This is a genomic window from Ideonella livida (assembly GCF_010499455.1).
GTDB classification, from domain to species: domain Bacteria; phylum Pseudomonadota; class Gammaproteobacteria; order Burkholderiales; family Burkholderiaceae_C; genus Ideonella; species Ideonella livida.
Genome location: NZ_JAAGOH010000033.1, coordinates 24,619 through 46,729, shown reverse-complemented (window position 1 = coordinate 46,729; position 22,111 = coordinate 24,619). Strand labels below are relative to the sequence as shown.

At 69.5% G+C, this 22,111-nt stretch carries 18 protein-coding genes; 10 read left to right on the top strand and 8 right to left on the bottom strand.

Annotated features, from left to right (window positions below; genetic code table 11):
* Positions 1-270: 270 nt before the first annotated feature.
* The 3 genes from G3A44_RS19375 (at position 271) to G3A44_RS24265 (ending at position 2,234) form a co-directional block, all read left to right on the top strand.
* The gene (locus tag G3A44_RS19375; RefSeq protein ID WP_163459402.1) at positions 271-993 is read left to right on the top strand and encodes a PEP-CTERM sorting domain-containing protein; all 723 of its coding nucleotides are present in this window, start codon (positions 271-273) and stop codon (positions 991-993) included.
* 464 nt (positions 994-1,457) lie between these two features.
* Positions 1,458-1,628 carry a hypothetical protein gene (locus G3A44_RS19370; protein ID WP_163459401.1) on the top strand — a complete coding sequence of 57 codons (171 nt, stop codon included), beginning with the start codon at positions 1,458-1,460 and terminating at the stop codon, positions 1,626-1,628.
* 387 nt (positions 1,629-2,015) lie between these two features.
* Positions 2,016-2,234: a PEP-CTERM sorting domain-containing protein gene (locus G3A44_RS24265; RefSeq protein ID WP_163459405.1), complete on the top strand. Its 219-nt coding sequence runs from the start codon at positions 2,016-2,018 to the stop codon at positions 2,232-2,234.
* Here G3A44_RS24265 and G3A44_RS19360 read toward each other — a convergent pair.
* The gene (locus G3A44_RS19360) at positions 2,201-3,013 is read right to left on the bottom strand and encodes a helix-turn-helix transcriptional regulator (protein WP_163459400.1); all 813 of its coding nucleotides are present in this window, start codon (positions 3,011-3,013) and stop codon (positions 2,201-2,203) included. The genes G3A44_RS24265 and G3A44_RS19360 overlap by 34 nt on opposite strands.
* Before the next feature lie 606 nt (positions 3,014-3,619).
* On the opposite strand from G3A44_RS19360, the gene mnmH reads away from it, so the two are divergent.
* Positions 3,620-4,696 carry a tRNA 2-selenouridine(34) synthase MnmH gene (gene mnmH / locus G3A44_RS19355; protein WP_163459399.1) on the top strand — a complete coding sequence of 359 codons (1,077 nt, stop codon included), beginning with the start codon at positions 3,620-3,622 and terminating at the stop codon, positions 4,694-4,696.
* A 337-nt stretch (positions 4,697-5,033) separates the two neighbouring features.
* On the opposite strand, the gene G3A44_RS19350 is transcribed toward mnmH, so the two are convergent.
* A complete protein-coding gene (locus G3A44_RS19350) occupies positions 5,034-6,965 on the bottom strand; it encodes a chorismate-binding protein (protein ID WP_163459398.1) in 1,932 nt (643 codons plus the stop codon).
* The gene (locus G3A44_RS19345; RefSeq protein ID WP_163459397.1) at positions 6,962-7,609 is read right to left on the bottom strand and encodes a DedA family protein; all 648 of its coding nucleotides are present in this window, start codon (positions 7,607-7,609) and stop codon (positions 6,962-6,964) included. The genes G3A44_RS19350 and G3A44_RS19345 overlap by 4 nt, the downstream gene beginning before the upstream one ends.
* A 173-nt stretch (positions 7,610-7,782) precedes the next feature.
* Here G3A44_RS19345 and G3A44_RS19340 point away from each other — a divergent pair, with 173 nt between their 5' ends.
* The 6 genes from G3A44_RS19340 to G3A44_RS19315 all read left to right on the top strand — a co-directional run bounded on the left by G3A44_RS19340 (position 7,783) and on the right by G3A44_RS19315 (position 16,053).
* On the top strand, positions 7,783-8,925 hold the full coding sequence (locus tag G3A44_RS19340; protein WP_163459396.1) for an ABC transporter substrate-binding protein: 1,143 nt from the start codon (positions 7,783-7,785) through the stop codon (positions 8,923-8,925).
* A 67-nt stretch (positions 8,926-8,992) separates the two neighbouring features.
* Positions 8,993-11,083 carry a DNA mismatch repair endonuclease MutL gene (gene mutL / locus G3A44_RS19335; protein ID WP_163459395.1) on the top strand — a complete coding sequence of 697 codons (2,091 nt, stop codon included), beginning with the start codon at positions 8,993-8,995 and terminating at the stop codon, positions 11,081-11,083.
* 1,060 nt (positions 11,084-12,143) lie between these two features.
* Positions 12,144-12,929 carry a pseudouridine synthase gene (locus tag G3A44_RS23760; RefSeq protein WP_239061977.1) on the top strand — a complete coding sequence of 262 codons (786 nt, stop codon included), beginning with the start codon at positions 12,144-12,146 and terminating at the stop codon, positions 12,927-12,929.
* Positions 12,916-14,199: a Bcr/CflA family efflux MFS transporter gene (locus tag G3A44_RS19325; RefSeq protein WP_163459394.1), complete on the top strand. Its 1,284-nt coding sequence runs from the start codon at positions 12,916-12,918 to the stop codon at positions 14,197-14,199. Before G3A44_RS23760 ends, G3A44_RS19325 begins: the two co-directional genes overlap by 14 nt.
* Positions 14,200-14,250: 51 nt before the next feature.
* Positions 14,251-15,222: a tRNA (adenosine(37)-N6)-dimethylallyltransferase MiaA gene (miaA, locus tag G3A44_RS19320; RefSeq protein ID WP_163459404.1), complete on the top strand. Its 972-nt coding sequence runs from the start codon at positions 14,251-14,253 to the stop codon at positions 15,220-15,222.
* A gap of 57 nt (positions 15,223-15,279) precedes the next feature.
* On the top strand, positions 15,280-16,053 hold the full coding sequence (locus G3A44_RS19315; RefSeq protein ID WP_163459393.1) for an oxygen-binding di-iron domain-containing protein: 774 nt from the start codon (positions 15,280-15,282) through the stop codon (positions 16,051-16,053).
* A 97-nt stretch (positions 16,054-16,150) separates the two neighbouring features.
* Here G3A44_RS19315 and G3A44_RS19310 read toward each other — a convergent pair whose 3' ends face one another.
* The 5 genes from G3A44_RS19310 to G3A44_RS19290 all read right to left on the bottom strand — a co-directional run bounded on the left by G3A44_RS19310 (position 16,151) and on the right by G3A44_RS19290 (position 22,038).
* Complete coding sequence (locus G3A44_RS19310; protein ID WP_163459392.1) at positions 16,151-16,984, bottom strand: GGDEF domain-containing protein; 834 nt, start codon at positions 16,982-16,984, stop codon at positions 16,151-16,153.
* A 184-nt stretch (positions 16,985-17,168) separates the two neighbouring features.
* A complete protein-coding gene (locus G3A44_RS19305; RefSeq protein ID WP_239061978.1) occupies positions 17,169-18,644 on the bottom strand; it encodes a DHA2 family efflux MFS transporter permease subunit in 1,476 nt (491 codons plus the stop codon).
* An 86-nt stretch (positions 18,645-18,730) separates the two neighbouring features.
* Positions 18,731-19,939, bottom strand: coding sequence for an HlyD family secretion protein (locus G3A44_RS19300; protein WP_163459390.1), 1,209 nt, complete (start codon positions 19,937-19,939; stop codon positions 18,731-18,733).
* A 111-nt stretch (positions 19,940-20,050) separates the two neighbouring features.
* Positions 20,051-21,472, bottom strand: a complete 1,422-nt coding sequence (locus tag G3A44_RS19295; protein ID WP_163459389.1) for an efflux transporter outer membrane subunit — start codon at positions 21,470-21,472, stop codon at positions 20,051-20,053.
* Between the two features lie 17 nt (positions 21,473-21,489).
* On the bottom strand, positions 21,490-22,038 hold the full coding sequence (locus tag G3A44_RS19290; RefSeq protein WP_163459388.1) for a MarR family winged helix-turn-helix transcriptional regulator: 549 nt from the start codon (positions 22,036-22,038) through the stop codon (positions 21,490-21,492).
* Positions 22,039-22,111 lie beyond the last annotated feature (73 nt).

The following is a 22,111-nucleotide window of genomic DNA, read 5'->3' as shown; positions in this document are numbered from 1 at the left end:
GACCGCCCCCGCAAGATCCTCGACTTCCGAACGCCCCGCGAGGTGTTCATGGAAATCGTCGAGGCCGAGCGATTCAAGCGCCTGCATGGGTCGGGGCTCGGTGTTGCACTTCAGGGTTGACACCACCCTGAACCCGCCACCCTGGCCTTGCTCGGTTTGGCAGCCGTGCCTGTTTGGCGCCGCAGCCGGAAATCCGCCATCCCGCGCGGCTGACGGGATCCACCTGCCTAGGGCGCTTGGACGCGCCTGATCGACTTCAGGAGCTTGAACATGGCCAAGACACTCTGGTCTTTTGTTGGCATCGGCATTCTGGCCGGCCAGGCGGCAGTGCCCGCCAGCGCCACGGTGGTGACCGGCACCAACTTCTCCGCTGGCAGCATGTTTTATGGCACGGCCTTTGTACCGCCAGGTGGCAACAGTGGTTGGGACGTGCCGGTCTACTCTCAGGACTTCATTCCAGCAACCGACCCGCCCGCCGGGGAAAACCCGCCAGCCATCATTTTGGGGTTTGCCAATGCCGATGGCGGCCTAGGATATGGGAGTCGCGGTGTGTTGGGCTGGAGTGGCAATGTGCTTGGCCGTGGCTTGGCGTTCGCCGGACAAACCGTGGGAGCCACAACACCTCTGGCTGAGACGCCCTACGCCAAGTTCGACTATGTGAATGGGCAAGGGGTGGAGACCACCAACCTGGTGCTCGACGGACAGACCCATCAGTTCTCAGCGTTCGCCTTTGACCTCTACGACGCACCCAACACGTTCCATGAGGTTTATGGATGGGTTGAATTCACGGTAGCCGCACGTGGGCCAGAACCGACAGACCTCTATGGCGTCACCTTGCTCCGCTGGGCCTATGAGGACAGCGGAAGTGAGATCACCGTGGGTCTGGCCAGCGCCAGCGCCGTGCCAGAACCCGCCACTTGGAGCTTGGCCCTGATGGGCCTGGCTGCGCTGGGACGGCGACACAAGCCGCGGAGCAGCCGCCGCAAGGCTTGATCTGGCGTGCCGCTGGCACCACACCGCAGGCGCAGCTCCACAGTTTTGAGGAGGCGAACAAGGGCCTGACCGCGATCACTTTCATCTCAGCGACGAGGTCTTCCCGTCGCAGCTGTCATCGACGTTGGCAGGAACCCGCTACCGCGCTGCTGCGAGAGCGGTGTCCTCCGGAGGGAGAAAACAAACATGTCTCAAGCCCTGCAAGACCAGGGCGGCAACAGCCTGCCGCCCAATCGCTTCCCGGAGGTCATGTCCGGGTGGCTGCAACAACTCAGCACCTTGCCTTAAACCGAAGGACCTAAGACGTACTGTGCTCGAAAGGGCTTGTATCAGCCACCTGCATCAGACTCAACAGAACTTTGAAGGCGGATAACTACGCCACCCAATTTACCTTTGCATCCCCAAATCGCTGACACCCAAATCTGATTGGGACTGCCCCTTATCAATTCAGAAAGAGGAACCAAATGAAAGCACTCGTTGCAATAGCCTTGATGGGCGCACTCGGGGTTTCGAATGCAGCCTTATACCAGCGCAGTGGAGGAATGGTTTACGACAGCGCACTGAATATAACATGGATTGCGGACATGAATCTAGCCAAAACGAGCGACTACGATTCTGATGGACTTATGTCATGAAACAATGCGAATCAATGGGCTGCCAATCTAAGTTACGGCGGATATGACGACTGGCGACTTCCCACATTGAACGCCACCGACAGCAGTTGCAGTCACAGTTTCTCTCCCGGCGGCGCATACGGAACCTACTACTTTGGATATGGTTGCACCAACAGTGAATTAGGTCACTTCTTTGTTCTTGACCTCGGAAATTCCGCGGCACAGAGCGTGTTAAACCAAACTGGCGATAGTCTCACCCAAATATCAAACGCAGCACTATGTAGTAATATTCAAGCGTTTTAGTATTGGTCTAGTACATCGTATGCGCCATCCTCCCAATACGCTTGGACATTCGGTACCAACGATGGAACACAAGGGCACGCGCCGGTAACTTCAGAACTTTACGCGATAGCGGTTCGAAATGGCGACGTAATCTCTGCGCAGGCTATTCCTGAGCCGACCCCCTATCTCCTTTTAATTACAGGTGGCGTCATGGTCGGGATCAAACGGAAAATGGTGCGTGCGTCCGGAAACCGAAATTTCAGGTATTCGCGAGAGGGCCAACTGCCCATGACCGATTTCGAGGCGCTTGCTCAGCGGTCGCCGCTGCGGGGCCTGGGTTGGTGATCAGCCAGGTCATCCGCCCTGCGCTTCGCCGCCCACAACGCCTCACCCTGGCGCAGCAGGCGCACCACGTCGGCGGTGCGGCTGGCGCCGAGTTTGGCCAGCACTTCGCGGATGTGGGTGCGCACGGTGCTTTGGGCGGTGTGCAGCTGCAGGCCGATTTGTTCGGCGGTGAGGCCTTCGGCCACGCGCACGGCCACTTTGGCTTCGGTGGGGGTGAGGCGGAACATTTGCGCCAGCGCGAAAGGGTCCAGGGCGCTGACGTGCTGGGGGTCGAACAGGGTGGCCAGCACCATGGGGCGCTCGCCAAAGGCGCCCAGGGTGGCGCCGGGCACCAGCAGGGAGAGGTGCAGCCACAGGGGTGGGTCGGCCTCGGTGGGGCGCAGGTCCACGGTGGCTTGGGCGCCGTGGCCGGCTTGGTGCAGGCGCAGCAGGCATTCGCCCAGCTGGCGGTCGGCGGCGGAGCGCACCAGCACCAGGCGCTGGCCCACCTCGGCCACGCGGTCACCGCGTTCACGCTCGGCCACGGCGGCGGGGTTTTCGAAGGTGATGCCACGTTGGGCATCCAACAGCCACATCGGGTATGGGTAGCTGGCGAGCAGCTGATGCCCGGCCAGCGCTTGCTGCATGAGCTGGCGCACGCGCTCGTAGGCCAGCAGGGCGTCGTGCAGATGGGTGCCGAGGCGGCGGGCGAATTCGCGCTCGTCAGGGTTCAGAGGGCCTCGGTGGGCAGGGATCTCAAACGCAAAGATCGTTCCGATGCGCTCTGAGACCGGAAGCATCGTGGTCGCGAGATAGCGAGTCTGATATCCCGGCAAAAAGTGCTGATAAAACGCATTGCTGGCAACGAAACTGTCGTCTAGATGCTCGTTGCAATGCCACCATCGGCCGATCACAGCAGCGGGGTCACGAAGCACAGCCTCACGGCGAGGGTCGATCTGGTGATACTCCCTCAGGTAAGCAAGCAGGCCTTCCTGCATGTCTGGCCCACCACAGTCGAGGCCCAGCAAGCGCCCCGTCTGAACGTCTGCCATGTGCAGGATGGCGGCCCTCGCGTCAAAGGCAGCCCGTACCGGCTCCAACGCCGCCTCCCACTCACAGGCCCCCGTGGCCGCCCTATAAAAACCCGACACGATGGCGTCGAATTGCTGCGCGTTCATGTGGAATCCCCCCTGATGCACTGCTGAGGGCCCTGAAGCCCCGCTCTGTGGGCGGTGTGGCGCAGGGCGGTCCGGCCGGGCCGTTCGGTCTCCCCACTTCTGTGGAGGCCACGGCCCTGCCGAGGCGCAGCGTAGCAAAGTCCGGGCCGCTGGTGGCGACTTCACTGCCCTTCGTCGTGCGGGGGGTCGGGGACAATCCAGCCCTTCGCCTCTCCTTCCCTTTGCGCCATGAGCCCTCCCCGTCCTGTCACCCCCGAGCGCGTGGGGGAGTTCTCCACGGTCATTGACGCCCGTTCGCCCTCGGAGTTTGCCGAGGACCACCTGCCCGGGGCGGTCAACTGCCCCGTGCTGGACGATGAGGAGCGCCGCATCGTGGGCACCATCTACAAGACCACCGGGGCGTTTGAGGCGCGGCGCATTGGTGGTGCCATGGTGGCGGCCAACCTGTCGCGCCACCTGCGCGAGCGTTTCAGCCACCAGCCGCCCGAGTGGCGCCCGCTGGTGTATTGCTGGCGCGGCGGCCTGCGCAGCGGCTCCATGGTGGCCTGGCTGCGGCTGGTGGGCTGGGACGCGCAGATCCTGCAAGGGGGCTACAAGCGCTGGCGCGGGCATGTGATCGAGCAGATTGACCACCTGGCGCCGCAGCTGCGGCTGCAGGTGGTGGCCGGCGCCACGGGCAGCGGCAAGACGCGCCTGTTGGCGGCCTTGGCGCAGGCGGGGGCGCAGGTGCTGGACCTGGAGGCGCTGGCGCGCCATCGAGGTTCACTGCTGGGGGCTTGGCCGGGTCAGCCGCAGCCCAGCCAGAAGGCGTTTGAGTCTGCGCTGTTTCAGCGGCTGCGGGCGCTGGACCTGAGCCAGCCGGTGTGGGTGGAGGCCGAGAGCCGCAAGATTGGCCGGGTGGCGCTGCCCACCACGGTGCTGGACCGGCTGCGGGCCAGCCCCTGCTGGGTGGTGCAGGCGCCGGCGCAGGCCCGCCTGCCCCTGCTGCTGGAGGACTATGCCCACCTGGGCCGGGACACCCGCCCACTGCTGGCGCTGTTGCAGAGCCTGCAGGGCCAGCAGCCCAATGAACGCCTGGACCGCTGGCGCGCCTGGACCCAGGCGGCAGACCTGCCGCCGCTGTTTGCGGAGCTGATCGAACACCACTACGACCCGGCCTACCAGCGCTCGCAGCGCAGTGACTACCTGCAATGGGATCAGGGCCGGACGGTGGCGCTGGAGCGGCTGGACGCACCGGCGCTGGCGCAGGCGGCACGCTTGCTGATGGGGCAGGTGCCAGGGCCGGCGGGAACGGGGCAGGCCTGAGGGCTTGGCCTGAAGGGTCAGCGGTGGTCACAGCACCGCCACCCGCGCCGACTGCGCGCTGGCCGGCAAAGGGCAATCGGCAGGCCCCAAAGGACAAGGGCCACCGGCTGCGCTGCAGGGTGGCCCTTCTCGACCATCGCCCCGGCACGGCTTGTTCCGTGAGGAGGATGGGGTCCTGCGACACCGGTGACGGGTTCCGGCGTTCCGCCCACTGTTGCGGCCGATTGGTGTATCGCAGTGCTTTGCATTGTGGGCGCCCTGTGTGACAGCCGTAAGACGGCAAACAGGGGGGTTCACCCAGCAGTTCAGGGGATCAGGGCATGAGCGTCTGCGCGGCTCACCTCGCCTCGCGCAGGCGGGCGCGCAATGGTCCACGCAGGGCGTTGCAGACCACCAGGGCCTCGGCGCCGTGCACGTCAGCGGCGTGCAGCGTGGCCTCGGTCACGCCCCAGGCGGGGTCGGCCAGCAGGCGGGCACGGGCCACGCCGGGCAGCACGCCCGCGGCCACGGGTGGGGTGAACCAGCGCCCGCCAAGGCGCACCAGCAGGTTGCTGCGCCCGCCCTCCAGCACCTGGCCCTGGGCATCCACCAACAGGCTGTCAAAGCAGCCCTGCGCTTCGGCCTCGCGCACGGCCTGGTCGTACACCGCGCGCCGGGTGGTTTTGAGTGTGGCCAGTGGCCCGGGTTGGGCCAGGGGCTGGGCGGCCCAGCACAGGTCCACGGTGCCGGGCAGGCCGGTCAGGGGGTCCGGCTGCAGGCCCGGCAGCGGGGGCAAGGGGGCGCAAGTCAGCCCCAGCTGGCCGTCGTGGGCCAGGGTCAGGCGCACCCGCCAGGCTGGGGCTTGAGGGTGGGCGGCGGCCGGGTTGGCGTGTTGGGCGGCCAGGGCCTGCAGGCGCTGGTGCAAGGCGGCCTCGTCCAGCGGCCAGCGCAGCCGGGCCGCACTGTGGCGCAGGCGGGCCAGGTGGGTGTCCAGCCAGGGCAGCTCACCGCCTGCGGTCATGCGCAGGGTTTCAATCAGGGCAAAGCCAGGATCGGTGGCAAAGACGAAACGGCTCTTCCAGAGGGTTTCGGCGTGTTCGTTGTCGGCCACGCTGTCCTGCACGATGCCGCCGCCCACGCCCCAGCGCACCTGGTCCTGCGTCACCTCCAGGGTGCGGATGGCCACAGACCAGGCCAGTGAGGGCAGCCCGCCCTGCGCCGGCGGCGCATCCACCCAACCAATGGCACCGCAGTACAGCCCGCGGGGCGAGGTCTCTTGCTGACGGATGAGGCCCATGGTGTGGCGCTTGGGCGCGCCGGTGATGCTGCCGCAGGGAAAGGTGGCCCGCAGCAGGGCGGGCACGTCCACGTCAGGCCGTGGGCGGGCCTGCACGGTGGAGGTCATCTGGAAGACGGTGGCCAGGGCCTGCACCTGGAAAAGCTGGGGCACCTGCACACTGCCCACCTGGGCCAGCCGGCCCAGGTCGTTGCGCAGCAGGTCCACGATCATCAGGTTCTCGGCCCGGTTCTTCACGTCAGCGGCCAGGCTCTGGGCGGCCTGGGCGTCGTACGCGGGGTCCTGCTGGCGCGGGGCGGTGCCCTTCATGGGCTCAGCCTGCAGGCATCCGGTGGCCGCGTCATGCCGCAGAAACAACTCGGGCGAGCGCGAGAGCACCCAGCGCGGCGTGCCATCGGGCTGGGGCCAGCAGATGCAGGCGCCGTAGGCCACGGGCTGCAGGGCGCGCAGCCGCCGGTACAGGGCCACCGGATGACCGGCCAGTTGGCCCTGCCAACGGTAGGTGTGGTTGACTTGGTAGGTTTCGCCGGCGCGGATGGCCGCCTGGATGGCGGCAATGTCGGCGGTGAAGCGTTCGGCGTCGATGCTGGGCCGGGCGTCGAGCACAGCGGCGGGGCCGGGCAGGTCTTGGCCAGGCTGGTCCGGGTCTTCGGTGAGGGTGGTCTCGCCAGTCGGGTCCTGCGTGGTCAGCCAGGCTTGAGCCTGTGCTGGCGACAGCACAACCTGCTGTGCGAAAAGCAGCACCTGCAGCCGGCCGGGGGCGTCGTCTGCGGGCCAATCGGCCACGCCCTGCAGGCGCGCGCCCCATTCGTAGTCGGCCAGCAGCAGGGCGTGGGCACCGGCACGCTGGCGGGCCTGCACCGCGTCCCAACAGGCTTGCAGGTCGTGGTCGTCGCGACTCTCCACCACGGCCAAGAGGGTTTGATACAGGCGTGCGGGTTCGCCGGGCAGTCCGTCCAGCAGTGCCCAGGCCTCAGCGGCGGGGGCGCTCATGCCGCGGCGCTGCGGCGGCGGGCGCGCCAGGCACCCAGCAGGGCCAGACAGCCCGGCACCAGGATCAGGGCCCAGATGATCTTGTCCAGGTGCTGCTGCACCCAGGGCACGTTGCCAAACAGGTAGCCGGCCGTGGTCAGGCTGCCCACCCACAGCACACCGCCGCCCACGTCATACAAGGTGAAGGTGCGGCGGGTCATCTGCGCCACCCCGGCCACAAAGGGAGCGAAGGTGCGCACGAAGGGCATGAAACGGGCCACGACGATGGTGATGCCACCGTAGCGCTCGTAAAAGGCATGGGCCTGCAGGAAGGCCCGACGGTTGAAGAAGCGTGACTCCTCCCACTGGAACACCTTGGGGCCGAAGTAGTGGCCGATGCTGTAGTTGGTCTGGTTGCCGGCGGTGGCTGCCAGCATGAGCAGCGGCATGGCGATCTCCAGCTGCATCAGGCCGGTGCCACACATGGCCCCCACGATGAAGAGCAGCGAGTCACCCGGCAGAAAGGGCATGACCACCAGCCCGGTCTCGACAAAGATGATGAGGAACAGCAGGGCGTAGACCCAAGGTCCGTAGGCGGCCACGAACTGGGCCAGGTACTGGTCCACGTGGAGGATGAAGTCAAACAGCTGGGCGATCAGGTCCATGGCGGCATTATCGGCAGGCCCCCAGAGTCCCCCGGCGCCGCGGGGACGTGCAACCGGCTGAAACCCCAATGCGTTCGCCCGCCAAATGATTCACACTTTGAATTAATAAATTGCATATTCCCCGGAAAAACATGATGTTCCGACCGGGGAAAGCTTCAACTCGGAGACTTTTCATGCACCGTCGTCAGTTGCTGGCCCAAGGCGCCGGCCTGGGCCTGGCCGGCCCTTGGATGAAGCTCAGCCATGCAGCGGAGCCCGGCGTGTCGACGGACGAGATCCTGCTGGGACAGAGCTGCGTGCTCAGCGGCCCGCTGGGCGTCTCGCTGCAGGGTTTCAACGCCGGAGCCAAGCTGGCTTTTGACGATGCCAACGCCAAGGGCGGCGTGGCAGGCCGGCGCATCCGGGTGGAGACCCTGGATGACGAGCTCAAGCCCGACAGGGCCGTGGCCAACTACCGCCTGCTGCTGGAGGAGAAGAAGGTCTTCGCCTTTTTTGGCGGCGTGGGTTCGGGCACCACCGCGGCGGTGGCGCCGCTGCTCAAGGCATCGGGCGCGGTGCTGGTGGGCAACTATGCGGTGTCTGACGCCGCGCGGCGTCAGGCCCAGGGCCATGCCTTTTTCCTGCGCGCGCCCTATGGCCGCGAAGCCCAGAAGATCGTCCAGCACCTGACGACCCTGGGCATCCACCGCATTGCGGTGGCCCACCTGGACAACCCGGGCGGGGTGGAGGTGGTGAGCATGCTCAACGAGGCGATGGCCACCTTTGCCAAGGGCAAGCCCCTGGCCGCGGCGGCGCCCGTGAAGAACGACGGCTCCAACATCGACGAGGCCATCGACGCTCTGGCCAAGGCCAGCCCGCAGGCGGTGGTGATGTTCCTCAGCGGTCCGCCGGTCTCCCGGCTGATGAGCGGCATGGCCGCCCGAGGGCTGGCCCCGAGCTACTACGGCATGTCCACCGTGGCGGGCGAGCGGGTGGCCGCCGACCTGGGCGACAAGCTGCGCGGCCTGGCCATCTGCCAGGTGGTGCCCCTGCCTTGGGCGGCGGTGGAGCCCACCACCCGCGCTTACCAGCAATTGGCCGAGACGGCGCAGGTGCCCGTGAGCTACTACAGCTTCGAGGGCTATCTCAACGCGATGGTGATGCTCGAGGCGCTGCGGCGCTGCGGCAAGGAGCCCACGCGCGCAGGCCTGCAGAAGGTGATGCAGAGCCTGCGCATGCGTTTGGCGGGGGTGGACATCGACTTCACCGACAGCCACACCGGCTCGCGCTTCGTGGAGATGGTGCAGGTCAGACCCAACGGCAAATTCGTGCGCTGAGCGCACGGCGCAGGGCCATGGCCGGTGCGGCGCCACGCCCGCAACGCCCCCTTTCTACAATACGGGGATGAACGACATCGTTGCCGCGGCGCTGCGCCGCCCCATCCAGGAGCTGCCTGACGAGCTGGTGAGCCAGATCGCGGCCGGTGAAGTGGTGGAGCGGCCCGCCTCGGTGGTGCGGGAATTGGTGGACAACGCGCTGGACGCCGGCGCGCGCCAGGTGACGGTCCGGCTGACGGCCGGCGGCATCCGCAACATCCTGGTGGAAGACGACGGCGGTGGCATTCCGCCGCAGGAACTGCCCCTGGCGCTGCGCCGCCACGCCACCAGCAAGATCCGCAGCCTGGAGGAGCTGGAAGGCGTGTCCACCATGGGCTTTCGCGGCGAGGCGCTGGCGGCCATTGCCTCGGTGTCAGAGATGAGCGTGCTCAGCCGCACGGCCGACGCCACCCACGCCCACCGGCTGGACGCGCGCACCGGCGAGCTGGCCCCAGGCGCGCGGGCCGTGGGCACCAGCGTGGAGGTGCGCGAGCTGTTCTTCAGCACGCCCGCCCGGCGCAAGTTCCTCAAGGCCCCGGCCACCGAGCTGGCCCATGCCATGGACGCCGTGCGCCGGCATGCCCTGGCGCGCCCGGACGTGGGTTTTGCCGTCTGGCACGACGGCAAGTTGGTGGAGCAGTGGCGCCGCGGCGACCATGAGCAGCGCTTGGCCGACGTGCTGGGCCCCGACTTCGTCACCGCCAGCCGCCCGCTGGACCGGCAGGTGGGCCCACTGCGGGTGCTGGGCCGTGTGGGCCTGCCTGAGGCCGCCCGGGCGCGGACCGATCACCAGTACGTCTATGTCAACGGCCGCTTCGTCAAGGACAAGCTCATTGCCCACGCGCTGCGCAGCGCCTACGAAGACGTGCTGCATGGCCACAAGCAGCCGGCGTTCGTGCTGTTCTTGGATATCGACCCCACGCGCGTGGACGTGAATGTGCACCCGGCCAAGGTGGAGGTGCGCTTTCGTGATTCCGGCGAGGTGTATCAGGCCGTGCGGCGCGCGGTGGAGCACACCCTGGCCACCCCGGGCGCGCAGGCCGATACGCGATGGACTGGCGCTCCAAGCGCCGCCCCGTCGGCTTCGGCCATTGCTTTGGGCGCGGCAGGATCGGCGGGGTCCCCGGAGGCGGCCCCCGCCATGGCGCCCCCAGTCGCCACGCCACGCCCAGCCGACGGGCAGGCGCCTGCCTACCCAGCCGCGCCGCCGCCGCGGACCTCTGCCCTGCCGCCGGTGGCCGGCGTACCCGCGGCCACGGTGCCTCACCAGCAGCGCCTGAGCCTGCAGGAGCTGGGCACCCTGTGGGCGCAGGAACCCCGTGGCGCCTGGAACGCCGCGGCGGTCGCGCCGCTGCCGACGCCGCCAAGCGCGCCCCCCCCCGCTGCGGCAGTGCGGGACGCGGGAACCCCTATCGCACCGGACGACCCAACCGCCAAGGGCGCCACCATCGCCTCGGTCGTCGCCCCCGCCCTGCCGGCGGCGGCGCCCGGCGCATCCGGTGCCGAGGCCGCGGAGCCGACGCCTGTCTGGCCCCTGGGGCGGGCCCTGGCCCAGCTGGCCGGCGTGTACATCCTGGCGGAGAACCACCAGGGCCTGGTGGTGGTGGACATGCACGCCGCCCACGAGCGCATCGTCTACGAACAACTCAAACGCGACCTGCAGCAGGACCGCCTGCCCAGCCAGCCCCTGTTGCTGCCCGTGGCCTTTGCCGCCACGCCGCTGGAGATGGCCTGCGCCGAGACCCACGCCCAGGACCTGCTGGACGTGGGCCTGGACGTGGCCCCGCTGGGCCCAGGCCGGCTGGCAGTGCGCTCACGCCCGGCGGCCCTGCCCCAGGCCGATCCGGTGGAGCTGGCCCGCTCCGTCCTGAAGGAGCTGGGTGAGCACGGCGACGCCGGCCCCGGCCGCGTGGTGGCGCGCGCCCGTGACGAAGTGCTGGCCACCATGGCCTGCCACGGCGCCGTGCGGGCCCACCGCCGGCTGACCCTGGAAGAGATGAACGCGCTGCTGCGGCAGATGGAAGCCACAGCGCGCGCCGACCAATGCAACCACGGCCGCCCTACCTGGCGGCAAATGAGCATGAAGGACCTGGACAACCTGTTCCTTCGCGGCCGCTGACCCTTGCGGCCTCCGGCGTCGCCCGAGGTGGGCCCGCCATTCTTTTCGACCCTGAAAGCAGCCCATGCGCTCCGACCGCAACATTCAGCGTGCCCCTCGCCGCCCCGTCCAACGTGACCGCGAGGACACCGGCACCCCCCTCCGCCCCGACGCGCCGGCGTCCCAGGGCGCCAGCCACCCCGCAGTCAAGGTCAGCGTAAAGCCGCCCGAGGGCGACGGGGCCTCGCCCCGAGGAGATTTCCGCAGTGATTTCCGTGGGGATGCGCGCGGCGGCCCCCGCGGCGACTTCCGTGGCGGTGACCGCCCGCAGGATCGCTACCAAGACCGAGGCGGCGACCGTTTTGCCCACCGTGGCGGCCCGCGCGGCGGCGACCGCCCGCCCCGCGACGACCGGGGCCCCTTCCGCGGCCCGGATCGCGGCGAGCCGCGCCGTGACGGCCAGGGAACAGGCCGCCCGGACGACCGCCGCATGGGCCCGCGGCCAGAGCGCCGGGATGATCGGCATGACGATCGCCGGGAAGGCCGTCCCGCCTTCCCGAGGGATGAGCGCCGCCCGCCACGCCCCGATGACCGCCGCCTTGACCGGGGCGGCGAGCGTGCCGCCGGACGCCCGGGCGCAGACCGCGGCCCTGGCCGCCCCAATCCGGGCTTCCAGGCCGCAGACCGGGGATGGGGTGACCGTCCGCGTGGAGATCGGCCACAAGGGGATCGACCCCGACAGGACCGCCCGTACGGCGAGCGATCCTTTGGCAACCGGCCCCAGGGTGACCGTCCGCAGGGCGACAGGGCCTATGGCGACCGCAGCCACGGCGACCGGCCACGTCACGACCGGGCACCGGCGGATCGCCCGTATGGCGACCGCCCGTATGGCGACCGTCCGTACAGCGACCGCCCCTACGGCGACCGCCCACGGGGTGACCGCCCCTACGGCGACCGCCCACGGGGTGACCGGCCCTACGGTGACCGCCCGCAGGGCGGCGAACGGGGTCAGGCACCGCGCCCGGACCGTGGGCCCCGACCCGCGCCGCGCGACGACCACCGCCGTGCCGGCGGTGGCGCCATGGCGCCGCAGCGCCAGCGGCCCGGCCATGACGAGGACGACGAGCCGACGGGCGTGCGTCTGTCCAAGGTGATGACCGAGCGGGGCATGGCCTCGCGCCGGGAAGCCGACGAATGGATTGAGGCGGGATGGGTGCGGGTGAACGGCCGCATGGCCCACCTGGGCCAGCGCGTTGAAGGCGACGTGGTCATTGAGGTGGACGCCCGCGCCCGCCAAGAGCAGGCCCGCCGGGTGACCGTGCTGCTGCACAAGCCCATCGGCTACGTCAGCGGCCAGGCCGAAGATGGCTACGAGCCCGCCAGCGTGCTGATCACCCCGGAGAACCATTGGGCCGAGGACCCCTACAACCGTGAATGGCACCCCGGGCATGCGCGTGGACTGGCCCCGGCCGGCCGCCTGGACATCGACTCCAACGGCCTGCTGGTGCTCACCCAGGACGGCCGCGTGGCCAAGACCCTGATCGGCGAGGACTCCACCGTCGAGAAGGAATACCTGGTGCGGGTGGAGCCGCTGGACGGTCAGGCACTGTCAGAGGAGGCCCTGGGCCTGCTCAACCACGGTCTGAGCCTGGACGGCGTGCAGCTGCGACCGGCCAAGGTCAGCTGGGCCAATGAGGACCAACTGCGCTTTGTGCTGCGCGAGGGCCGCAAGCGCCAGATCCGCCGCATGTGTGAACTGGTGGGCCTGAAGGTCACCGGCCTCAAGCGGGTGCGCATCGGCAGCGTGGTGCTGGGCAAGCTGCCGCCTGGCCAGTGGCGCTACCTGGGCGAGCATGAGCGCTTCTGACCCGGACCACGCCCCGGAGGCGGCGGGCGCAAAGCCATCCTCCGGTCCGACGACCCTGGGGACGGGGGTGGCCGCCCTGGCGCTGGCCCTGCTGCTGGGCCTGCAGCCGGTGACCACCGACCTGTACCTGCCTGCCCTGCCGCTGTTGCGCCAGGACCTGCAGGCCAGCATGGCCGCGGTGCAGCTGACCATGTCGATGGCGCTGTTGGCCTTCGGCGTGGCCCAACTGGTCATGGGGCCGCTGTCCGACCGCCTGGGCCGCCGGCCCGTGCTGCTGTGCGGTCTGGCCCTGTATGCGCTCAGCGGCGCTGCGGCCGCCCTGGCGCCGGGCATGGCCGGCTTGGTGGCGGCGCGCATGCTGCAGGGCGTGGGGCTGGCCGCGGCTGTGGTCTGCGCACGGGCCATGGTCCGCGACCTCTACGCGCCGCATGAGGGCGCCCAGGTCATGGCCCGCGGTTTGTCCGGCCTGGGCGTGATCGCGCTGATCTGTCCGCCGCTGGGGGGGCTGCTCACCGTCCATGGTGGCTGGCGGGCAGCCATGGCCGCCCTGGGCTGCGCTGGGTTGGCCGTGCTGGTGTTCGTGGCGCGGCGTGTGCCCGAGACCCGGCCCGCGCCGGTGCTGGGTCAGCTCCGCCCTCCCCTGCGCCGGCAGATGGCGACCATCGTCGCCCACCCTGGCTGGCAGGCCTGGTCGCTGCTCATCACCGGCACTTATGCCGGCCTGGTGCTGCTGCTGGCCGGTGGCTCCTTTGTCTATCTGGGCGCGCTGGGCCTGCAGCCCGGTGGCTACGGCCTGGTCATGGCCGGCGCCTCCGGCGTCTACCTGCTGGGCACCTACTGCTGCCGCCGCTGGCTGCGCACGGTGGGCCTGGCCGGTGCGGTGCGCCGCGGCAGCGGCTTCACACTGGCCGGAGGCCTGAGCCTGCTGGGACTGGCGATGTCCGGCGTGGAACAGCTGCCCCTGATCCTGGCTGCGCACTGGCTTTACTGCTTCGGCCATGGCATCCACCAGCCCTGCGGGCAGGCCGGCGCCGTCGGCCCCTTCCCGCAGGCCGCCGGCACCGCCTCGGCCCTCTCGGGCGCCTTGCTGGCCGGTGGTGCGGCCTTGGCCGGCCTGTGGCTGGGGCAGATGCTGGATGGGCGGCTGCTGACCCTGGCCCAGGGCGTGGCGGTGTGCGCGGTGTTCACCAGCACCATTGGCTGGACCCTGGTGCAACGCCACGGTGAACGCTTCGGCGCCGCCGCGGCCCTGCCGGTGCCGCCCCGTTGAGTGCGCGGGCCACGGCCCCGTCCCGTCTGCCCTGCCATGGATGACCTCATGATGCCCCCCGCCGCCCCCCTGCAGCCCCCGCTGCGCTGGGTGGGTCTGGCTGGCCCCACCGCCAGCGGCAAGACCGCCCTGGCCCTGGCCCTGGCCCAGCACCTGCCACTCGAAGTGATCAGCGTGGACTCAGCCCTGGTGTACCGGGGCATGGACATTGGCACAGCCAAGCCGACCGCCGCAGAACGCGCGGCGGTGCCACACCACCTGATCGACCTGCTGGAGCCCTCGCAAGCCTACTCGGCCGCACAGTTCGTCACCGACGCCGGACGTCTCATGGACGAGATCCGCGCAAGGGGCCGGCTGCCGCTGCTGGTGGGCGGCACCATGCTCTATTTCAAGGCCTTGATCGACGGCCTGGATGCCATGCCGGCAACTGAGCCGGCGGTGCGCACCGAGATCGAGGCATACGCCGTCGCGCATGGCAACGCCGGTCTGCATGCCTGGCTCAGCCAGGTGGATCCCGTCACCGCCGCCCGGCTGCCTGTGGGCGACACCCAGCGCCTGCAGCGCGCACTGGAGGTCTGGCGACAGACGGGGCGACCGCTCTCGAGCTTCCACACCCGGTCAAACCCGGGCGCCACCTCCCAGCCGGCGCAGGAACATCTCCTTTTTTCACTGGAGCCGCAGGATCGCGCCTGGCTGCATCGGCGCATCGACCAGCGCTTTGCGCAGATGTTGGCCGAGGGCCTGCTGGAGGAAGTGCGCGCCCTGCGGCAACGGCCGGATCTGCACGCCGACCTGCCATCCATGCGCTGCGTGGGCTACCGCCAGAGCTGGGAAGCCCTGGAAGCCGGACTGGAAGGACCTGCACTGGTGGAGGCGGTGCAGACCCGCGGCAGCGCCGCCACCCGGCAACTGGCCAAGCGGCAGTTGACCTGGCTGCGTGGCATGGAACGCGTGGCACTGGCCCCGGATCGGCTCGCGCCGCAGCAGGCACTGGACGGCCTCTTGACGCGCCTGACCGGTTAAGCTTGATCCCTGCTAATTTTCTGCCCAGGGGCGGCACCGCCTCCCTAGAATGAAGTCATGCCAGTCACCCTGTACAACCGCGATGGGCACGAGTGCCTGATGTTCACCGACCTCGCCGACGACCATTTCGGCGAGGCGGTCCAGTCCAACCAGTTCCTCATCACCGACGACAACACCGGCGCCATCATCGACCCGGGCGGCAACCTGGCCTACAGCGAGCTGTACCTGGAGATGACCAAGCACTTCCCGCCGCAGCGCCTGTCGGCCCTGATCGCCTCCCACGCCGACCCGGACATCATTGCCGCGCTGGACCGGTGGACCACGGCCACCCCCACGGCCAAGATCTACGTCTCCAAGCTGTGGGAGCGCTTCGTGCCCCACTTCTGCAAGCCGGGCAAGACCGCCGGCCGTGTGGTGGGCATCCCGGATCCGGGTATGCGCATCCGCATCGGCCGCAATGACCTGATCGCCCTGCCGGCGCACTTCATGCACGCCGAAGGCAACTTCCAGTTCTACGACCCGGTCAGCAAGATCCTGTTCTCGGGCGATCTGGGCGTATCCATGCTCAGCGGCGAGGCGGCCAAGAGCCCGGTGACGTCCCTGGCCCAGGTGCTGCCCACCATGGAAGGCTTCCACCGCCGCTACATGGTGTCCAACAAGATCTTGCGCATGTGGGCCGACATGGTCAGCACGCTGCAGATCGACCTGATGGTGCCTCAGCACGGTGCGCCGCTCTACGGCCCGGCGGTCAAGGAGTTCATCCAGTGGATCCGCGAACTGCAGTGCGGCGTGGACCTGATGACCAGCCAGAGCTACCGCGTGCCGGCCTGAAGCCGGTGGCCCCCGCGGGCTGCCCCTTGTGGCAACCGCCAAGAACAAAAGGCGCCTTTACGGCGCCTTTTGCATGACGGCCCCACAGGCCGCGCCCTCACTTGACCGGAGGGGACATCGGGTGCGAGGAGGCGTCGTTGTGCCGCGGCTGGATCGGCGCGGCGCGCACGCAGTTGCGCCCGGCCTCCTTGGCCATGGTCAGGGCAGCCTCGGCATCATGGATGAGCCCATCCAGGGAGAGCTGCCCGGCGTGCACATGGGCCACGCCCACGCTGACGGTGGCCACGATGTGGGCATCGTCCCACCGGAAAGGCTGGCTGGCCACCTGCTGGCGGATGCGTTCGGCGGCGTCCAGCGCGCCCAGCGGATCGGTGTGCGGCAGGAAGACCGCGGCCTCGGCGCCACTGAACTTGGCCAGGATGTCCGACTGCCGCATGGTGGCCCCCACTCGCCGCACGATCTCCTGCAGCACCGCATCGCCGCAGCGCTGGCCCATGGTGTCGTTGAGCCGGCGCATGTGGTCGGCGTCGATCAGCAGCAGGGCGCCGTCGTCACCGTAGCGCCGGCAGCGGGACCATTCGCGGTCGGCCAGCCGCATGAACTGGCGCCGGGAGTGCACGTTCTCCTGCTCCTCCTCCACGCCCATGACGTCGGGCGCCCGGGAGGTCTGGGCCAGCAGGCGTGCCAGATGCAGGGTGACTCCGCCGGCCACGGCCGCCGGCACCATGGCCAGCGCGCCGGCCAGGGCCGCACCGGCCCAGGTGGCACCGTCCAGCAGCCGCACCACCACGGCCACCAGCAGGCCCACCCCCACCGCCACCATGGCGTTGAAGAACCATGCGGAGCGCCAGCCCCACCGCGCCAGCAGCCGTGCCAGGGCCATGCCCCAGTGTCCATGGACCGCCACGCCGCTGCTCATGCTGTCTTGCATTGCTTGTCACCTTCAGGGATGCCGTACGCCCACCCACCTCAACCCGGACGTCGGACACATTCAGCCGCCAGCATAAATTGAAACAGCCGGTTGCCAAGGCATGCCGCCACCGCCAGATGGGCCAGAAGGCACGGACTCCGGTCTTATCGGTCGGACGGACGGTCACTGAAGTGGTGCCAAGCGCTCAGTGCGCCCCGCCGGCATCCACCGCCGCACCGCCGCCGGCCGGCGCCGGGCGGTGGGTCATCCAGGCCAGCGCAATGAGCGACAGGAAGATCCACGCGGACACCGAAAAGATGTCGTCTGCGGCGCGGGTGTAGGCCTGCTGGTCGATCAGCCGGTTGACCTGGGCCAGCGCCTGCTCCGGACTCAGGCCTGCGGCTTGCAGGCTCTCCAGCGTCTGGGCAAACACGCCTTGCCCCTGCACCAGGGGCTCGGTCAGGTGCGCATGGTGCAGCGCCGCCCGGTCATCCCACAGTGTGGTGGCGATGGAGGTGCCCATGGCGCCCGCGGTGATGCGCACGAAGCTCGACAGTCCTGCCGCCGAGGGCACCCGCTCGGGCGGGATCCCCGACATCAGCAACGTGGTCAACGGGATGAAGAAGAAGGCCATGGCCACACCCTGGATGAAGGTGGGCACCAGGACATGCGCCAAGTCGGTTTGCACGGTGAACTGCGAGCGCATCCACAGCACCAGCGCAAACACCAGGAAGGCGAAGGTGGCCATGCGCCGTGGGTCCCAGCGGCCGACCTGCCGACCCACCAACGGCGTGAGCAGGATGGCAAACACCCCTACCGGCGCCAGCGCCATGCCGGCCGAGGTGGCGGTGTAGCCCATCCATTGCTGCAGCCACAGCGGCATCAGCACCACATTGCCAAAGAACAGCCCGTAAGCCACCGACAGCGCCAGCGTGCCGAAGGCGAAGTTGCGCCGGGCGAACAGGCGCAGGTCCACCACCGGATGGCGGTCGGTCAGCTCCCACACCAGGAACACGGCAAAGCCCACCAGCGCCACCAGGCCCAGCACCACGATCTCGGTGGAGGCAAACCAGTCCAGCTCCTTGCCCTTGTCCAGCATCAGCTGCAAGGCGCCTACCCAGACCACCAGCAGCCCCAGGCCCACCGCGTCGATGGGGATGCGGCGCACCGGCGTGTCGCGGTGGCGGTAAATGCCCCAGGTCAGGCCGGCGGCCAGCAGGCCCACGGGCACATTGATGTAGAAGATCCAGGGCCAGCTGATGTTGTCGGTGATCCAGCCGCCCAGCAGCGGCCCCACCACCGGCGCCACCAGGGTGGTCATGCCCCAAAGGGCCAGCGCGGTGCCCACCTTGGCACGCGGGTAGCTGGCCATCAGCAGGGTCTGCGACAGCGGGATCATCGGTCCGGCCACCAGCCCCTGGGCCACGCGAAAGGCCACCAGCCACTCCAGAGAGGGCGCAAAGCCGCACAGCCAGCTGGTGAGCACAAACAGCAGCACGCACCAGACGAACAGCCGCACAGCGCCCAGGCGCTGCACCAGCCAGCCCGTCAGCGGCACCGAGATCGCATTGGCCACGCCGAAGCTGGTGATGACCCAGGTGCCCTGCGCCGGGCTGACCCCCAGGTCCCCGGCAATGGCCGGTATGGACACATTGGCAATGGACGAGTCCAGCACGTTCATGAAGGTGGCCAGCGACAGCGACACCGTGCCCAGCAGCAGTGCAGTGCCCTGCAGGGGCCTCGGGCCGGCCGGCGGCGCCGGCGCGCTCACGACGCCCGCCCCGCCAGCGCGCGGGCGATGACCCGGCGCACATCCTCATCGGCCGCCTTCTGCTGCGCGGCAAACACCTCGGTGGCCACCACCGGTGTGCTGCGCGGGGCGTCCGCCAGGGTCTTGCCGCGCTGGTCGGCGGTGTCCACCACCACCGTCATCGACAGCCCGACCCGCAGCGGGTGCGCTGCCAGCTCGGCCGGATCCAATGCGATGCGCACCGGCACGCGCTGCACCACCTTGATCCAGTTGCCGGTGGCGTTTTGCGCCGGCAGCAGGGCAAAGGCCGCGCCGGTGCCGGCGCCCAGGCCGGCCACCGTGCCGTGGAAGACCACTTCCTTGCCGTACACATCCGCCGTGAGCGTGGCCGGCTGGCCGATGTGCAGGGTCTGCAGCTGGCTCTCCTTGAAGTTGGCGTCCACCCAGACCTTGTCCAGCGCCACCACGGTCATCAAGGGGGCACCCGCCTGCACCCGCTGGCCGATCTGCACGCCGCGCTTGGCCACATGGCCATCCAGCGGCGCCAGCAGCTGGGTGCGCTGCAGCGCCAGGTGGGCCTCGCGCACCTTGGTGGCGGCCGCCTGCACCGCCGGGTGGTCGGCCACGCTCAGGCCCTCGGTCTGGGTGCGGCCGGCCGAGAGCTGCTCGCGCCCCGTCAGCAGGGCAGCCTGCGCGGCCGCCACGCTGGCCTGCGCCACCTTGACCTGCGCCTGGGCATGCTCCAGCTCCTCGCGGCCGATGGCACCACTGGCCACCAAGCCGCTGCGGCGGGCGGTGTCCTCCTGGGCGCGGATCAGGTCCGCCTGGGCGCGGGCCACCTCCGCCTCACGGCTGCGGAGCTGGGCCTGCAAGGTGCTGTTGTTGGCGAACACATGGCGCACCTCCCGCACGCTGCGCGCCAGTTGGGCCTCGGCCTGCTCCAGGGCCAGGCGGGCGTCCACGTCGTCCAGGCGCAGCAGCAGGTGGCCGGTACGCACGTAATCGGTGTCATCGGCCTGGATGGCCACCACGGTGCCGGGCTGCTGGGCGGTGATCTGCACCACGTTGCCGGCCACATAGGCGTTGTCGGTGTGCTCCAGGTGGCGCCCGGCCAGCCAGTGCCACATGCCGTAGCCGGCACCTGCCAGCAACACGGCCAACCCAATGGCGGTCAGGCCACGGCGGCGGGCCTGGCCCGCCTCTTGTTCAGGAAGTGTCTCAGCCATGAAAGTTCTCATCCCGTCTTGGGGGCGTGGAGTCCGCCTCTGACCGGCACCACGCGGGTCGTCATGAAAAGGCCCCGGAAGGGACCGCAACCAATGCCGCAGGGCGATCCCTCAGGACCAGCCACCGCCCAGGGCGCGGTGCAGGAGCACGCCGGCATCCAGCTTCCGGGCCTGCAGGTCCAGCAGCAGCCGCTGCTGGGCCAGGGCCTGCAGTTCAGCCTGCAGCACCGGCAGTCGCCCCCCCAGGCCGGCGGCCTGCCGCTGCCCGGCCAAGTCCTGCGCCCGACCCAGCGACTCGGCCACACCCTGCGCCTGTACCTGTTGCTGCTCCAGCGCCAGCAGGCTGACCAGGGCGTCTCGCGCCTCGCGCACCGCCTCCAACACCTGGCCGTTGTACTGGGCGATGGCGGCATCGGCCTCGGCTTGACGGCCGCCCAGTTGGGCACGCAGGCGCCCGCCGTCAAACAAGGGCAGGCGCAGTGCCGGGCTCACCCCCCACTGGCGGCTGTCGCCCTGCAGCACCTGGTCCAGGCCCAGGGCGTTCAGGCCGATGAAGGCGGTGAGGTTGAGGTTGGGATAGAACTGGGCACGGGCCCCTTTGACGTCTTGGGTGGCGGCCTCCACCCGCCAGCGCGCAGCCACCAGGTCGGGGCGGCGGCCCAGCAGGTCAGCCGGCAGCTGCGCAGGCAGCGGTGCCAGGCGCAGCGCCGACAGGCGCGGCGCATGGTCGTCCATGACGCGGGCGGGCTGGCCCGCCAAGGAGGCCAACTGCAGGCGTACGGCGGCCACCTGCTCGGCCAGCGCGGCCTGCTGGGTGGCCAGGTCCTTCAGCGCCACCTCGGCCTGTGCCACATCGGCCTGGGTGTCCAGGCCAGCGTTGTGCCGCTGCCGCACCAGGGCCAGCGCCTGCTGGCGCAGCGTGGCACTGCGCGCCAGCAGGTCCTGCTGGGCGAGCAAGCGGGCCAGGTTCACCTCAGCCCGGGCCATCTGGGCCAGCAGCAGCTGCGCAGCGGCCACCTGCTCAGCCTCGGCGGCGCGGGCCTGGCCCACGGCGGCGGCCAGCTCGGCGGCATGCTGACCAAAGAAGTCGGGCGCCCAGCTGGCGCCGACCTGCACCGTGCCGCTGTTGTAGGTGTTGCCGGCCACCGGTGGCGGAATCATGCCGTTGGCGGTGTAGTGCTGCCGCGTGGCGTCCACCGAGAGCTGGACCTGCGGGCCATGGCTGGCCTGGCTCAGACCGGCAGCGGCCTGGGCGCGGGCCAGGCGGGCCCGCGCGGCCGCCAGACTGGGTTGGCCGGCCAGGGCCTCGCGCATCAGCGCCGTCAAGGCGGCATCACCCAAGCCGGCGGCCTCGGGTGTGGGCGGCAGCAGGGTGGCCGCCAGCGGGGCGGGGGCGGCCTGCCCAGCGTCCTCGGGCGCCAAGCCCACCTGGGCCGGCGTGGTCAGGGCCAAGGGGGTATGGGACGGTCCGGGCTGGGCGCAGCCGGCCAGCAGCGCCAGCACCGCCCCCGGCAGCAGCCACGCAGGTGGCATCGCGGGTCTGGGCAAGTTCATCGCGGATCGGTATCTGAAGGGGTGGAAGGTGCGTCGCCCGTGCGGGGCCCCAGGACGGCAACCGGGACACCCGGTGCCGCCTGACCATTGGCCAGCATGCGACGCAGCAGGCCCAGCAGGGTCTGCCATTCGGCCTCGGAGAAGCCCTGCAGGTGGCGGTTGAGCACATTGGCCATCACTGGCGCCATGCGCTCGGCCGCCTGCTCGCCCGCGGGGGTCAGGACCAGCTGCACCACCCGCCGGTCGGTGGCGGAGCGCTCGCGGCGCAGCAGTCCCTTGGTCTCCAGGCGGTCGATGGAACGGGTGAGCGCAGCCGGGTCAATGCCCAGGTCGCGCGCCAGGGCCGCCATCGAGGCCCCTTCGCCACGCGCCAGCTTGTAGAGCGGCAGCCACTGCACGTAGGTCATGTCCTCGGAGGCCATGTCGGCATCGATCTGGGCCAGCATGGAGCTGAGCACCCGGCGCATGAGGTAGCCCACGCTCTGGTCGGGCTGGTACTGGCCCGGGCGGTAGAAGCCCGTGGTGGGAGGGGTATCGGGAGCCATTTCGAGATTTTATTTGCCTAGTCAATGATTGATAAGGCAATGATTGAATAGGCCACTATTTAGGCGGGCCTTT

Excerpts from the sequence above, each read along its gene's own strand:
- G3A44_RS19375 (WP_163459402.1), top strand. The coding sequence starts at position 271 with ATGGCCAAGACACTCTGGTCTTTTGTTGGCATCGGCATTCTGGCCGGC.
- G3A44_RS19370 (WP_163459401.1), top strand. The coding sequence starts at position 1,458 with ATGAAAGCACTCGTTGCAATAGCCTTGATGGGCGCACTCGGGGTTTCG.
- G3A44_RS19360 (WP_163459400.1), bottom strand. The coding sequence starts at position 3,013 with ATGCTTCCGGTCTCAGAGCGCATCGGAACGATCTTTGCGTTTGAGATC.
- mnmH (WP_163459399.1), top strand. The coding sequence starts at position 3,620 with ATGAGCCCTCCCCGTCCTGTCACCCCCGAGCGCGTGGGGGAGTTCTCC.
- G3A44_RS19350 (WP_163459398.1), bottom strand. The coding sequence starts at position 6,965 with ATGAGCGCCCCCGCCGCTGAGGCCTGGGCACTGCTGGACGGACTGCCC.
- G3A44_RS19345 (WP_163459397.1), bottom strand. The coding sequence starts at position 7,609 with ATGGACCTGATCGCCCAGCTGTTTGACTTCATCCTCCACGTGGACCAG.
- G3A44_RS19340 (WP_163459396.1), top strand. The coding sequence starts at position 7,783 with ATGCACCGTCGTCAGTTGCTGGCCCAAGGCGCCGGCCTGGGCCTGGCC.
- mutL (WP_163459395.1), top strand. The coding sequence starts at position 8,993 with ATGAACGACATCGTTGCCGCGGCGCTGCGCCGCCCCATCCAGGAGCTG.
- G3A44_RS23760 (WP_239061977.1), top strand. The coding sequence starts at position 12,144 with ATGGCGCCGCAGCGCCAGCGGCCCGGCCATGACGAGGACGACGAGCCG.
- G3A44_RS19325 (WP_163459394.1), top strand. The coding sequence starts at position 12,916 with ATGAGCGCTTCTGACCCGGACCACGCCCCGGAGGCGGCGGGCGCAAAG.
- miaA (WP_163459404.1), top strand. The coding sequence starts at position 14,251 with ATGCCCCCCGCCGCCCCCCTGCAGCCCCCGCTGCGCTGGGTGGGTCTG.
- G3A44_RS19315 (WP_163459393.1), top strand. The coding sequence starts at position 15,280 with ATGCCAGTCACCCTGTACAACCGCGATGGGCACGAGTGCCTGATGTTC.
- G3A44_RS19310 (WP_163459392.1), bottom strand. The coding sequence starts at position 16,984 with ATGCAAGACAGCATGAGCAGCGGCGTGGCGGTCCATGGACACTGGGGC.
- G3A44_RS19305 (WP_239061978.1), bottom strand. The coding sequence starts at position 18,644 with ATGAACGTGCTGGACTCGTCCATTGCCAATGTGTCCATACCGGCCATT.
- G3A44_RS19300 (WP_163459390.1), bottom strand. The coding sequence starts at position 19,939 with ATGGCTGAGACACTTCCTGAACAAGAGGCGGGCCAGGCCCGCCGCCGT.
- G3A44_RS19295 (WP_163459389.1), bottom strand. The coding sequence starts at position 21,472 with ATGCCACCTGCGTGGCTGCTGCCGGGGGCGGTGCTGGCGCTGCTGGCC.
- G3A44_RS19290 (WP_163459388.1), bottom strand. The coding sequence starts at position 22,038 with ATGGCTCCCGATACCCCTCCCACCACGGGCTTCTACCGCCCGGGCCAG.